Source organism: Acidovorax sp. LjRoot74 (assembly GCF_964254355.1).
In the GTDB taxonomy this organism is placed as follows: Bacteria; Pseudomonadota; Gammaproteobacteria; order Burkholderiales; family Burkholderiaceae_C; genus Acidovorax.
In genome coordinates this window covers 400,572-412,734 of record NZ_CAXUTI020000001.1, presented here as the reverse complement: position 1 = coordinate 412,734, position 12,163 = coordinate 400,572, and the positions used below count along the sequence as shown (strand labels likewise).

Below are 12,163 nucleotides of genomic sequence, written 5' to 3'. Positions count from 1 at the left end.
GCCCAGAAGAACGGCATGTGACTGATAGCTGTGAAGGCTACCGGCGGGGCCTCTGGCTCACCATTGGACTTAGGTCCACTTTTGGGGTCTGACGCCCCCTGGCACTCAAATCGTTTCGTTGCCCGAATCGTCTCCCAATAGATCCAGGCTATTACTCAGGCGCGCCCGCGTCTCCTTGCGTTCCAGCAATTTGTTCTGCGCGGCCAATGGCAGATCGGTGAAGCGGATGACGCCCCGCGCGATCAGCAACTCGATCAGGTCCTCCGTGACCCGGGCCAACCCCGCGTCCGAAGAGCTCAATGGATGGGTGTCTTTGTCAGGCATGGCCGTTGGCCCCTTGGTTGAGGCGCAGCACCAGCTGCACGCGGTCACGCACATGGAGCTTCTCGAAGGTGGACCCGAGATGGGCCTTCACCGTCCGCTCCGAAATAAACAGCTTCTCGGCGATTTCCTTGTTGGAGAGCCCCCGCGCCACCGCCTGGGCCACCTCCAGCTCACGCGAGGACAGCAGCCGTTGCAATTCCTCCTGGTCCTGCGGCGCGGTCTGCGAAGCCGTCAGACTCCAGGTAGCAGCCACCAGCCGGGCCACCAGCGCGGGCCCCACCCACAGGCCCCCGTGCTGCACCACCACGGCCACCTCCTGCAGCATTTCGGGGACGGCAAAAAGATGGCAGTACGCCCGCGCGCCCTCATTGATGGCACGCAGCCCCTCGCGGTCATCGGGCACGCCGGACACCACCACCACACGGGCTGCGGGGGCCTGCGCCAGCACCGCGCGCAGCAGCTCCGGCCAATCGGAATACTCCGTGCTCAGCCACGCGGCCGCTGGCGTTTCACCGGCCTTTTGCAAGGCCTCCACCAGGGCGGGCCTGTCGGCCTTGCCAAAACAGACCCCCTCTGGAAAGGCCATCCACCAGCGGTGCGACGGCTGCACAGAGTCACTGGCCAAAAAATGACGCATGGATCTCACCTCTCCGACAAGGCGTTGGCCTTGGCGCGCAACACAGGTTTGAGAAGGTAGGCCAGCACAGTCTTCTTGCCTGTGAGGATGTCCACCTGCGCCACCATGCCCGGAATGATGGGCAGGTTGGGCCCCAGGCTGGCCTTGCGCGTGCGCACACGCACCAGGTAGTTGGCGTTGCCCTTTTCATCCACCACCGAATCCGCGCTGATATTGACCACTTCGGCCACCAGTCCTCCATAGATGGAAAAATCGTAGGCCGTGAACTTGACCATGGCCTCCTGGCCTGGATGCAAAAAGGCGATGTCGCGCGGACTCACCTGCGCCTCCAGGATCAGGGCGTCATCCGAAGGCACGATTTCCACGACCTCCTTGCCAGGCTGCACCACCCCCCCCACGGTATTGACCAGAAGGCGCTTGACCGTGCCACGCACGGGCGAGCGAATGTCGGCGTGCTTGACCTTGTCGGCCAGCGCGCGGCCGCCTTCCGACATGCTGGAGAGTTTGCTCATGGTCTCCGACAGCTCTGCGCTCATCTGGTTGCGCGCCGTGAGCTGCACCTCCTCGATGCGCCGGGACGCCTCCTGGATGGCGGCCTGGACCCGCGAAATCTGCGCATCCGCTTGCTCTCGGTCACCCCGCAGCCGCGCCACCTCGCGGTCGAGCCGCAGCACCTCGACCTCGGAGACGGCGCCCGTGGCCACCATGGGCTTGGTGGCATTCAGCTCCTTCAGCATCAGCTCCAGCCCCCGCTCGGCCTGCTCCTTGCGCGCGCGCACTTCGTTGAGTTCCTGCTGCCGCTGCAGCAGCTGGTTTTGCGATATGGACACCTGCGCGCTGATCTCCTCGCGCCGCGATCGGTACAAGCGCATCTCCTGCGCCACGATGTCCGGGGCATCCCGCAGCAGCTCGGGTGGCGGAATGAAACTGCCCCCCTGGGTCAGGGCCTGCAGGCGCAAGGCCTTGGCCTGCAGTGCCAGCAGGCTGGCCCGGCTTTCGAGCATGGTGGACAGAAACCGGGTGGAGTCCACACGCAGCAGCAACTGGCCCGCCTCCACCAGTTGCCCTTCGCGCACGGGCAGCTCTTCCACAATGCCGCCGTCCACGCTCTGGATCACCTGCACCTGGCTAGTGGGCACCACCTTGCCATCGCCGCGTGTCACTTCGTCCAGTTCGGCATACGCGGCCCAGAGCACCAGCAGCAGCAAAAAGAGAACCGCCAGGCGCAACAGTGCGCGGGCGCGCAGAGGCTCCTGCTGCAGGCGCGCCCAGTCGGCATCGTCCGCCCAGTCCAGCGATTCGGCAGCCCCTGCCGGCGTGAGCCGCTTGACCATGCGGCCAAAGATGGAGTCGCTGGCCGCCCCACCCGTCTTGACGACGCGCCCGATCTGCTGGAAGGCTTTCTCGTTGAGTTCGGCCATGTCACACCGCCTTCCCGATGCGCCCCTGCCGCAGCGCCTGCACCACCTGCTCCTTGGGTCCGTCGGCCACCACGCGGCCGGCATCCATCACGATGATGCGGTCCACCAGCTCCAGCAGCGACGTCCTGTGGCTGATGAGCACCAAGGTGCGGCCCTTGGAAAAGTCCGCCAGGCGGCGCTTGATGTCTTCTTCGCTCGAATGGTCCATGGACGAGGTGGGCTCGTCGAGCAGCAACACGGCCGGGTCGTTGATCACTGCCCGGGCAATCGACACCCCCTGGCGCTGCCCCCCGGACAGCGACTCCCCACGCTCCCCCACCAGCATGTCGAACCCCTGGGGATGGGCATTGATGAGGGGCAGAATGCCCCCGATCTCGGCCGCGCGCACCACCGACTCATCGTCTGCCAGCGGCGCCCCCAGCGTGATGTTGTCGCGCAGCGATCCGTAGAACAGCATCACATCCTGCTGCACATAGCCCATCTGCCGCCGCTGCTCGGCGGGGTCCAGCTGCCGCAGGTCGATCCCGTCGATGAGCACCGCCCCCGAGGTGGGCCGGTACAGCCCCAGGATCAGCTTCTGCAGCGTGGTCTTGCCCGAGCCGATGCGGCCCAGGATGGCCACGCGCTCCCCAGGCTTGATGTTCAGCGTCACATTGCGCAGCGATGCTGCCTGCTGGCCCGGGTAGGTAAAACTCACATCGCGGAACTCGATGCCCCCATGGAGCCGCCCCCGGCTGATGAAGCTGGCTCCTTCGGGCCGGTCCACCTCGCGCTTCATCATTTCGTTCAGCGAGGTCAGCGCCGTGGATGCCGTGTGGTACTGCACCAGAAGCCCCGCCACCTGCCCCACCGGCGCCATGGCGCGCGATGCCAGCATGGTGCAGGCGATCAGGCCGCCCATGGTGAGCTGGCGCTCGCCAATCATGTACACGCCCAGGATCACGATGACCAGGTTGATGAGCTGCTGCAGGAAGGCCGAGCTGTTGCTCGCCGTGGCCGAGAGCAGCCGCAGCTGCACGCCCACCCGCGCCAGCAACGCCGTGCTGCGTTCCCACTTGCGCTGCAGCGGCGCCTCGGCGCCCAGCGCCTTCACGGTCTCGAAGCCCACCAGCGCCTCGACCAGGGTGGCATTGCGCTGTGCGCCCGCGCGGTAGGTGGTCTCGGACAGCTCGTGCATGCGCCCCTGCACCGCCAGCGCATAGAGCAGCATCACCAGCGCACCAATGACCAGCGGAATCAGCATGGGCCAGGAAATCCAGCCGATCACCACAACAAAAATCAGCGCAAAGGGCAAATCGATGAACGCCACCACCGAGGCCGAACTGATGAAATCCCGCACCGACTCGAAAGACCGCAGGTTCGACGCGAACGACCCCGCCGATGCAGGCCGCTGCTCCATGCGTGTGCCCAGCACCTTCTCCATGATGTGGGCCGACAGCTTCACATCCGCGCGGCTGCTGGCCAGGTCCACAAACCGGCCCCGCAGTGTGCGCAGCACCAGGTCCCCCACGAGCATGATGGACAGCCCGAGCGCCAGCACCCACAGGGTGTCCACCGCGTTGTTGGGCACCACGCGGTCGTACACATTCATGGTGAAGATGGGCATGCCCAGCGCGAACAGGTTCGCCAGCAGCGCGGCCAGCAGCACATCGCGGTACAGGCCATGGTTTTCTGCCAGCACGGACCAGAACCAGTGCCCATGCCGACCGGCTTTCACCTGCGGCGCCCGCGCATCGAAGCGCTGGGATGGCCGCACATACACCGTGGTCCCGAGGTAGTCCGCCTCCAGCGCGGCGCGCGATACCTGGATGGGCGCATCGCCCAGCTCGGGCAGCACCACCAGCGCCTCGCTGCGCCCCTCGCTCCAGCCCAACAGCACGCAGGCGCGCTCGCCCTGCAACAACAACACGGCGGGCAGCAACACGTCCTTGACACGGGCCAATGGCTCGCGCACCAGGCGACTGCTCATGTGGGCGCGGCGCGCAGCACGCCCAAACAGCCCGGGCGTGAGCCGGTGCTGGTCAGCGGGCAGGCCCGCCATCACCGCCTCTGCGGTGGACGGCAGGCCATGCGCCTTGGCCACGATGAGCAGGCACGACAACAACTCGTCGGGACTGCCCCCTGCAAGCTCTGCAGGCGGTGCCACACCTGCATTTGAAACCATATGAGTTCCTTGTTGCTGAATGTTCAAAATCACTCTAGCAACATAAATTCAAACCGCGAAGCATTAAATGGCAGCCTTGGCAGCAACGGCCCCGCCCTTGCTCCTCTGGAGCCAAGCCAGCGGTTGCAGCAAAATCCGGGGTCGGACGCCCCCTATGGACACCCCAGACCTGCTCTCCCTGCGCCGCTACGGCGCCTCCCCCGGCAGCCACAGCCACGACCACTTCCAGATCCTGCTGGGGCTGTCGGGTGCGCTGGAGCTGGAGGTGGAAGGGCGCGGCGTGCGGGTGGCCACCGGCGGGGGCTGTGTCATCGCTCCGGGAGACCGGCACGATTTCGAGTCCGCAGGGGGCAGCCTGTGCCTGGTGCTCGACAGCGCCCACCCGGCCTGGGCGGCACTCGCGCGCCTGCCCGGGGCGATGACCCCGCCCGCCCAGGCGCTGCCCCTGGCGCACTACCTGGCCAGTGCGCTGCAGCAGGGCCGCCCGCTGGCGCTGGCCCATGGCCCCGCCTTGCTGCGCGAGACCTGGCTGGCCGATGGGTGGGGGCCTGCCGCACAGGCGTACGCAGCCCCGGGCCCCACGCGCCGCCGCCCCATCGACTGGCCTGCGCTGCAGCAATGGGCCGCACGGCGGTGGCACACCGAACTGACCGTGGCCGACCTGGCCGCGCAGGTGCACCTGAGCCCCAGCCAGTTTGCAGCCCGCTGCCAGGGCGACCAGGGCATGGGCGCCATGGCCTGGCTGCGCAGCCAGCGGCTGGCGCAGGCCCGGCTGCTGCGCAGCACTGGCATGGCGGTGGCCGAGGTGGCGCGGCGCACCGGTTACCGCTCGCCCTCGGCCCTCACGGCCGCCCTGCGCCGCACCCAGCATCCTTGACCCCGGACGCGGGGCAACCCCCCGCACGCGACGACAGACCGCCGTTGCGCGACGATGGGTGCGCGTAAGCTCGGCCCCCATGCAAGCCAACCTCTATGCCCTGGGCGCCATTGCCCTCTGGGCCTCGCTCGCCTCGCTGGGCGTGTCGCTCACCCACATTCCGCCGTTCCTGCTCACGGGCGTTGCGCTCATCATCGGCAGCGTGCCCGCCTGGCCGTTCGTGCTGCGCGACCCGTCGCAGTGGCGCATTCCGCTGCGCACGCTGGCGCTGGGGGTGTACGGGCTGTTCGCTTACCACTTCCTGCTGTTCATCGCGCTGCGCCATGCGCCGCCGGTCGAAGCCAACCTGGTCAACTACCTCTGGCCGCTGTTCATCGTGGTGCTTTCGCCCGTGGTGCTGCCCGGCGTGGCGCTGCGCCTTCCACATGTGCTGGCAGCACTGCTGGGGTTTGGGGGCGCGGCCATCGCCATTGCAGGTGGGCGCGAGTTGAGCGGCACCCTGGCCTGGGGCTACCTGCCCGCGCTGGCTGCCGCCTTCATCTGGGCCACCTACTCGCTGCTGACCAAACGCGTGGCCGCCTTCCCGACCACGGCCATCGGCCTGTTCGGGCTGGTGTCGGGGGTGCTGTCGCTGCTGTGCCATGTGGCGCTGGAGCCCGCCGTCAGCCTGCAGCCGCGCGACTGGGCGCTGCTGGCCGTGCTGGGCCTGGGGCCGCTGGGGGCGTCGTTCTTCATGTGGGACAAGGCGCTCAAGCTGGGCGACGCGCGGCACATCGGCATCCTGAGCTACATCACGCCGCTGGCCTCGACCGCCCTGCTGATCGTGGTGAGCGGGCGCTCGTTCAGCGCCAGCATTGCGCTGGCGACGGTGATGATCATCGGTGCGGCCATCATGGGCATGCGGGCACGCTAGAAATACAGACAAAATTGGCGGCTACCGCGCGTCCATCAAGCATTTATAGCTATCAAATTTGTACTTTCCTGCGTACCCGCAGGAACAGCCAGCCGGTGACGGAGAGGTTCAGCAGGTTCCAGCCGATGCCGTTCACAAAGGCCGCGTGGTAGCTGCCGGTGATGTCGAAGATCCAGCCCGACAGCCAGCCGCCCAGCGCCATGCCCACCAGCGTGGCCATGATCACGGCGCCCACGCGCACGCTGGCCTGGGCGGGCGCAAAGTGCTCGCGCACGATGATGGCGTAGGTCGGCACGATGCCGCCCTGGAACAGGCCGAACAGCGCCGAGATAACGTACAGCGGCACCAGCCCGTCGTAGGGCAGGAACAGCAGCAACGCCACGCCCTGCAGCGCCGAGCCCAGCAGCAGCGTGCGGATGCCGCCGATGCGGTCGCAGATGAGTCCGAAGACCAGGCGGCTCACGATGCCGCAGGCCAGCATGAGCGACAGCATCTGCGCGCCCTGGGCGGCGCCAAACCCGAGGTCGGTGCAGTAGGCGACGATGTGCACCTGAGGCATGGCCATGGCCACGCAGCAGGCCACGCCCGCCACACACAGCAGCGCCATCGCCGCGCCCGGCGCCAGGCCAAAAGGGCGGGAACGGTCCACCGGCATGGTGCTGGCGCCTGCCGCTGCAGCCTGGATGGCGGGCGGGCGCTGGCGCATGCGCAGCGACAGCGCGAGCATGCCCAGGCCGCAGACCACGCCCAGCGCCATGTAGGTGGGCCGCCAGCCAACGGTGTCGATGCCGTACTGCACGATGGGCGGCCAGATGGCGCCCGCCACGTAGTTGCCGCTGGCGCACACCGCCACCGCGATGCCGCGCCGACGGTTCCACCACAGCGCGGTGTCGGCCAGCAGCGGCGCAAACGTGGCCGAGCTGCCGATGAAACCCATCACCGCATGCGCGATGCCAAACGCCCAGATGCTGCCGGAGAACGCCGCGCCCACAAAACCGCCCAGCACGGCCAGCGCGCCGAGCCAGAGCACGGGCGTGAGGCCGTGGCGGTCTGCCAGCCGACCCGTGAGCAAGCCGCCCAGCCCCAGGCAGACCATCATCAGCGTGTAGGGCAACGAGGCGCTGGCTCGGCCGACGCCAAATTCGGCCTGCACGGCCGGGAGCACCACCGACACCACGTACATGCTGCTGTTGCCCAGCACCACCAGGCCCAGCGTGGCCAGCAGGCGGTGCAGGGCCTGGCGCGAATCGATGAGGGAGGCGTCTGCAGCGGGCGCAGAAATGTGAGTCAAATCGGGCCTTTGCGCCTGATCAGCATGCCTGGGTTGCTATCAATTTTGATACACCTTAAGAAGCCAGTAGCGCGGCGGGCTCCTCGCCGCCAATCACCTGCTGCGCCCAGGGCGCGAGCTTGCGGGTGTCGGCGCGCAGCACCTCCTGCTTGATCGCCAGGATCTGCGCCGGGTGCATGGAGAAGCTGCGCAGGCCCAAGCCCAGCAGCAGGCGCGTCATGGTCACGTCGCCCGCCGTTTCACCACACACACACACGCTCTTGCCCTGGCGCTCGCCCTCGGCGATCACGTCGCCCACCAGGCGCAGCACGGCGGGGTGCAGCGGGTCGTACAGGTGCGCCACGGCCTCATCGGCACGGTCGATGGCCAGGGTGTACTGGATCAGGTCGTTGGTGCCGATCGAGAGAAAGTCGAAGTACTTGAGGAAGGTGCGCACCATGAGCGCGGCGGCGGGCACTTCGATCATGGCGCCCAGCTGCACCGGGCCGTAGGGCTCGCCGCGCGCATCCAGCTCGGCGCGGGCCAGGTCCACCTGCGCCAGCGTCTGCTGGATCTCGTGCGTGTGCGCCAGCATCGGGAACAGCAGGTTGACCTTGCCATGCGCGGCCGCACGCAGCACGGCGCGCAGCTGGGTGCGGAACATGGCCGGGTCGGCCAGGCTCCAGCGGATGGCGCGCAGGCCCAGCGCGGGGTTCAGGTAGTTGTCCTTGTGGGCCTTGTTGTCCAGGGGTTTGTCGGCGCCCACATCGATGGTGCGGATGGTGACCGGCAGTCCCTGCATGCCGTCGATGGCCTCGCAGTAGGCGCGGTATTGCTCGTCCTCGCCGGGCAGGTTGCCGCTTTTGCCCATGAACAGAAATTCGCTGCGGAACAGGCCCACGCCCACAGCGCCCGCGCGCACGGCGGCGGCGGCGTCGCCGGGCTGCTCGATGTTGGCCAGCAGCTCGATCTTGTGGCCGTCGATGGTGATGGCGGGTGTGTGCCGCAGGCGCGCCAGGCGCTCGCGCTCCAGCTCGACCTGGCGCTGGCGAAAACCGTATTCGGCCAGGATGATGGGCGAGGGATCGACGATGACCACGCCCGCATCGCCGTCGATGATGACCCAGTCGTCCTGCCGCACCAGCTGGCTGGCGGCGCGTGCGCCCACCACGGCGGGGATGTCCATGCTGCGCGCGACGATGGCGGTGTGGCTGGTCTTGCCGCCCACGTCAGTGACAAAGCCCGCGAACACGCTTTGCTTGAACTGCAGCATGTCGGCGGGTGAGAGGTCGTGCGCCACCAGCACCAGGGGCACGTCCACCGTGTCGTCCAGCAGCAGGTCTTGCTGCGTCTTGCGGCGCGGGCTGCTGGCGGGCGGCGCGACGGGGCTGGCCACGCCTTTCATGTGGCGCAGGATGCGCTCGACCACCTGCTCCAGGTCGGCCTTGCGCTCGCGCAGGTACTCGTCCTCCATCTCGTCGAACTGGCGCGCAATCACTTCGAGCTGCGTGGTAAGCGCCCACTCGGCGTTGTACAGGCGCTCAGTGATCCAGTGCTTGACGCCGCCCGTGAGGGCCTCGTCCTGGAGCAGCATCAGGTGCACGTCCAGCAGCGCGGTCAGCTCGTGCGGCGCGTCGGCGGGCATGTCGGTCTGCAGGCGCTGCAACTCTTCGACCACGGCATTGCGGCCCTGGCGCACGCGCTCGATCTCGCCCTCGACCTGGGAGGGCTCCACAAAATAGTGCGCCACATCCACGCGGCTCGATGCCACCAGCACGGCCCGGCCAATGGCAATGCCGCGTGCAACTGCGAGGCCGTGGACGGAGAAGGTCATGGTGGTGCTATCAAAGGTTCGACGGGATCAGGACATGGGCTCGGTGGGGAGGCTCACTCGCCCTCGCCAAACTTGTCGGCAATGAGCGCCAGCAGGGCGTCCATGGCCTCTTGCTCGCGGTCGCCGCTGGTTTCCAGCTCCACCTCGGAGCCGAGCCCGGCGGCCAGCATCATCACGCCCATGATGCTCTTGGCGTTGATGCGGCGGTCGCCCTTGCTCATGAAAACGTCGCAGGGAAAGCTGCCGGCCAGCTTGGTGAGCTTGGCCGATGCGCGGGCGTGCAGGCCCAGTTTATTGCTGATGGTCGTACGGGTCTTGATCATGTCGGTGACGGCGGTTCTGGTTCTGTGGCGCGGAAATGGCCACCTGCATCACCCCTTGCGTGCCCCCCACCACCGCGCGGCTGACCACGGAGTCGAGGGGTTCGGCCCGGTAGCTCACGGCGCGCAGCAGCATGGGCAGGTTGGCGCCCGTCACCAGGCGCGAGCGCACGCCATCGACCAGGCGCTGCGCCACGTTGCACGGCGTGGCGCCGAACACATCGGTCAGCACCAGGGTGGAATCGGTGCCCAGCTGCTCCAGCAGGATGCGCGCCTGGGCCAGCGACTCTTCGGGCGGCTGGTTGGGCTGCACATCCAGCGCGGCCACGCTGTCGCCGCAATCGGCAAACACGTGCAGGGCACATTCGCGCAGCGCATGGGCCAGCGGGGCGTGGGCAATGATGAGGATGCTGGTGGGGCTCATGGTCATGACCTGCGCGCAACAGGTGTCAACGGACCGCAGGGCGCAGGGGCCCGGTGCGGTGCGTGGAGGCGGCTGGGTGGGCGTCGGTCTTCATGGTGCAGGGGTTGGCAGCACATTATGGCGCCGCCCCCGCAGCAGGAACCACGCATAGGCGCCCGCGTTGCACACCAGGTACACCGCCATGGCCGCCTGGAACGCAGGCACCGTGGCCAGGCCCGCGCCCGCAAACGCATCCACCGCCAGGCCAATGCCCCACTGCACCACAAACACGCCCACAAAGATCACCAGGTTGTAGGCCGACAGCGCCCGCCCCGCCAGCGCCTGCGGGAACGCCATGGCCACAGCGGGCTGCGACAGCGACACAAAGGTGCACGACACGCAAAACAGCGCCCAGGCCCCGCCCCCGGCCTGCGGCCCGGCCAGGATGATGCCCAGCAGCACCACCGAGCACAGCGGCAGGCCCCAGGCCATGAGCCGGTCGGCCCCAAACCCTTTGCGCAGCAGCCAGGGGTTGAGCATGCCCCAGGTCCAGAAGGTGCAGAGCATGGACACATTGATCCAGAACAGGCCAGTGGCGGCCTCCAGCGCGGTGTAGCCCGCCACCCGCTGCATCCACGGCCCGGCCCACAGGGTCTGCATGGCCACCATGCCGCCGTAGCAGAAGAACCCCAGCGGCGCGAGGCGCTGGAAGTAAGGGTGGCGCCACACCACGCCATAGCCCTGGGGCACGGCCTCTGCGTCGCTGGAATCTGCCTTCGGCTGCGCCGCCGGACCCCAGCCCGGCACCCACAGGGCGATCACCACCATCGACAACGCAATCAACACCGCCAGACCCCAGAACAGCGGGCGCCAGCCCACCAGCGGCAAGGCCCACTGCACGGGGAGCGTGGATGCCACCATGCCCAGCGAGCCGGTCATCAGCATCCACGAGTTCGCCCGCATCTGGGCCACGGGGTCCAGCCAACGCCGGTAGCCCGTGAGCGGGGCCATCAGGCAGGCGCTCACGCCCGCGCCGCACAACACACGCCCGGCCAGCAGGCCCGAAAACCCGGTGGCAGCCGAAAACACCAGGCTGCCCACCACGGCCACGCCCAGAAACCCCAGTGCCACCTTCTTGGGCCCGTGGCGGTCCAGCCAGGTGCCCAGCGGCAACTGCGTGGCCGAAAAGCCCAGAAAGTAGCCCCCGGCCAGCAGCCCCAGGTCACGTGCCTGCAGCGCAAACTCTGCCGCCAGCGTGGGCGCCAGCGTGGCCGTGACGGCGCGCACCAGCGCCGACAAAAAATAGGCAAACGCAAACGCCAGGAAAACAATGACGGCAGAGCGCCGCGACAACACGCCGCTCATGGCAACGCCAGGCCGGCAAAAAACTGCTCGGCCACCTCGGGCCGGGGTTTCTGGCTGTAGACCACCGCGTGGAACAGCCGCACCTCGGGGCCTGCAGCGCGCGCAAACCACACGGCCTGCGCCGTGACCACCGAGCCATCGGCACGCTGGCCCTGGGCCACCGTGCGCAGCGACTGTGGCAGCGGCAAGGCGCCGCGCGGTGTGTAGGGGGTGTCGGCCGCCGAGGTGGTTGCCTGTGGCCCCAAGCGCGCCAGCACAGCCGCCCGCCAGTGGGTGAGCGCCGTGCCCACCTGGGCCGGGTCGGCCAGCGCCGCGTGGGACACGGCAAAGGTCGCGCCATCGGCATCGCAGCCCACCATGGCCAGCGCCACCGGCGCCCCGGCCAGCTCCACGGTGCGGGTGGCCTGGTCGGGCTTGCAGGGCAGCGTGATGGTGAGGCCCGCCTCGGGCAGCGGCACGGTGCGCCAGTTCAGCGCGGGGCTGCAGCCCGCCAGCAGCAGCAGGGCCAGCGCCCCGGTCAATGTCCTATGCATCGGCCCATTATCTGCAGAGTGGCCCGAACTTTTGCCTGGGGATCGAATCGACCCCCAGGGGCGCCCATCCGGCACAATGCCGTGTGGGCCTCAGCCCCTCGA

The 12,163-nt window shown here is 68.1% G+C and carries 12 protein-coding genes; 2 read left to right on the top strand and 10 right to left on the bottom strand.

Annotation, left to right across the window (positions count from 1 at the left end):
* Positions 1-105: 105 nt before the first annotated feature.
* Genes ACSQ3O_RS01965 through ACSQ3O_RS01950 form a run of 4 tightly spaced genes read right to left on the bottom strand, consistent with a single transcriptional unit; the run spans position 106 to position 4,546 of the window.
* Positions 106-324: a hypothetical protein gene (locus tag ACSQ3O_RS01965; protein ID WP_137749684.1), complete on the bottom strand. Its 219-nt coding sequence runs from the start codon at positions 322-324 to the stop codon at positions 106-108.
* Positions 317-961, bottom strand: a complete 645-nt coding sequence (locus tag ACSQ3O_RS01960) for a LuxR C-terminal-related transcriptional regulator (RefSeq protein ID WP_436137678.1) — start codon at positions 959-961, stop codon at positions 317-319. The genes ACSQ3O_RS01965 and ACSQ3O_RS01960 overlap by 8 nt, the downstream gene beginning before the upstream one ends.
* Positions 962-966: 5 nt before the next feature.
* Positions 967-2,382 carry an HlyD family type I secretion periplasmic adaptor subunit gene (locus ACSQ3O_RS01955; protein WP_298457119.1) on the bottom strand — a complete coding sequence of 472 codons (1,416 nt, stop codon included), beginning with the start codon at positions 2,380-2,382 and terminating at the stop codon, positions 967-969.
* Between the two features lies 1 nt (position 2,383).
* A complete protein-coding gene (locus tag ACSQ3O_RS01950) occupies positions 2,384-4,546 on the bottom strand; it encodes a type I secretion system permease/ATPase (RefSeq protein ID WP_137749687.1) in 2,163 nt (720 codons plus the stop codon).
* A 154-nt stretch (positions 4,547-4,700) separates the two neighbouring features.
* Between ACSQ3O_RS01950 and ACSQ3O_RS01945 the strand changes: the two genes are divergently transcribed.
* Together ACSQ3O_RS01945 and ACSQ3O_RS01940 are read left to right on the top strand one after the other, a co-directional pair.
* Positions 4,701-5,423: a helix-turn-helix domain-containing protein gene (locus tag ACSQ3O_RS01945; RefSeq protein ID WP_436137677.1), complete on the top strand. Its 723-nt coding sequence runs from the start codon at positions 4,701-4,703 to the stop codon at positions 5,421-5,423.
* A 79-nt stretch (positions 5,424-5,502) separates the two neighbouring features.
* Positions 5,503-6,336, top strand: a complete 834-nt coding sequence (locus tag ACSQ3O_RS01940) for a DMT family transporter (protein ID WP_137749689.1) — start codon at positions 5,503-5,505, stop codon at positions 6,334-6,336.
* A gap of 52 nt (positions 6,337-6,388) precedes the next feature.
* Here the strand turns inward: ACSQ3O_RS01940 and ACSQ3O_RS01935 are convergent, their stop codons facing one another.
* The 6 genes from ACSQ3O_RS01935 to ACSQ3O_RS01910 form a co-directional block, all read right to left on the bottom strand.
* A complete protein-coding gene (locus ACSQ3O_RS01935; protein WP_436137676.1) occupies positions 6,389-7,627 on the bottom strand; it encodes an MFS transporter in 1,239 nt (412 codons plus the stop codon).
* A gap of 55 nt (positions 7,628-7,682) precedes the next feature.
* Positions 7,683-9,440 (bottom strand): phosphoenolpyruvate--protein phosphotransferase, encoded by a 1,758-nt coding sequence (ptsP, locus tag ACSQ3O_RS01930; protein ID WP_436137675.1) that lies wholly within the window; start codon positions 9,438-9,440, stop codon positions 7,683-7,685.
* 53 nt (positions 9,441-9,493) lie between these two features.
* Positions 9,494-9,763 (bottom strand): HPr family phosphocarrier protein, encoded by a 270-nt coding sequence (locus tag ACSQ3O_RS01925; RefSeq protein ID WP_436137674.1) that lies wholly within the window; start codon positions 9,761-9,763, stop codon positions 9,494-9,496.
* Positions 9,732-10,184, bottom strand: a complete 453-nt coding sequence (locus tag ACSQ3O_RS01920; RefSeq protein ID WP_298457115.1) for a PTS sugar transporter subunit IIA — start codon at positions 10,182-10,184, stop codon at positions 9,732-9,734. Before ACSQ3O_RS01920 ends, ACSQ3O_RS01925 begins: the two co-directional genes overlap by 32 nt.
* A gap of 90 nt (positions 10,185-10,274) precedes the next feature.
* Entirely contained in the window at positions 10,275-11,528 is a 1,254-nt protein-coding gene (locus tag ACSQ3O_RS01915; RefSeq protein ID WP_436137673.1) for an MFS transporter, read from the bottom strand.
* Positions 11,525-12,061, bottom strand: coding sequence for a hypothetical protein (locus tag ACSQ3O_RS01910; protein WP_137749694.1), 537 nt, complete (start codon positions 12,059-12,061; stop codon positions 11,525-11,527). The genes ACSQ3O_RS01915 and ACSQ3O_RS01910 overlap by 4 nt, the downstream gene beginning before the upstream one ends.
* Between the last annotated feature and the right edge of the window lie 102 nt (positions 12,062-12,163).

What these genes read in the sequence shown, in the direction of transcription:
- ACSQ3O_RS01965 (WP_137749684.1), bottom strand. Translation starts at nt 324, where the DNA reads ATGCCTGACAAAGACACCCATCCATTGAGCTCTTCGGACGCGGGGTTG.
- ACSQ3O_RS01960 (WP_436137678.1), bottom strand. Translation starts at nt 961, where the DNA reads ATGCGTCATTTTTTGGCCAGTGACTCTGTGCAGCCGTCGCACCGCTGG.
- ACSQ3O_RS01955 (WP_298457119.1), bottom strand. Translation starts at nt 2,382, where the DNA reads ATGGCCGAACTCAACGAGAAAGCCTTCCAGCAGATCGGGCGCGTCGTC.
- ACSQ3O_RS01950 (WP_137749687.1), bottom strand. Translation starts at nt 4,546, where the DNA reads ATGGTTTCAAATGCAGGTGTGGCACCGCCTGCAGAGCTTGCAGGGGGC.
- ACSQ3O_RS01945 (WP_436137677.1), top strand. Translation starts at nt 4,701, where the DNA reads ATGGACACCCCAGACCTGCTCTCCCTGCGCCGCTACGGCGCCTCCCCC.
- ACSQ3O_RS01940 (WP_137749689.1), top strand. Translation starts at nt 5,503, where the DNA reads ATGCAAGCCAACCTCTATGCCCTGGGCGCCATTGCCCTCTGGGCCTCG.
- ptsP (WP_436137675.1), bottom strand. Translation starts at nt 9,440, where the DNA reads ATGACCTTCTCCGTCCACGGCCTCGCAGTTGCACGCGGCATTGCCATT.
- ACSQ3O_RS01925 (WP_436137674.1), bottom strand. Translation starts at nt 9,763, where the DNA reads ATGATCAAGACCCGTACGACCATCAGCAATAAACTGGGCCTGCACGCC.
- ACSQ3O_RS01920 (WP_298457115.1), bottom strand. Translation starts at nt 10,184, where the DNA reads ATGAGCCCCACCAGCATCCTCATCATTGCCCACGCCCCGCTGGCCCAT.
- ACSQ3O_RS01915 (WP_436137673.1), bottom strand. Translation starts at nt 11,528, where the DNA reads ATGAGCGGCGTGTTGTCGCGGCGCTCTGCCGTCATTGTTTTCCTGGCG.
- ACSQ3O_RS01910 (WP_137749694.1), bottom strand. Translation starts at nt 12,061, where the DNA reads ATGCATAGGACATTGACCGGGGCGCTGGCCCTGCTGCTGCTGGCGGGC.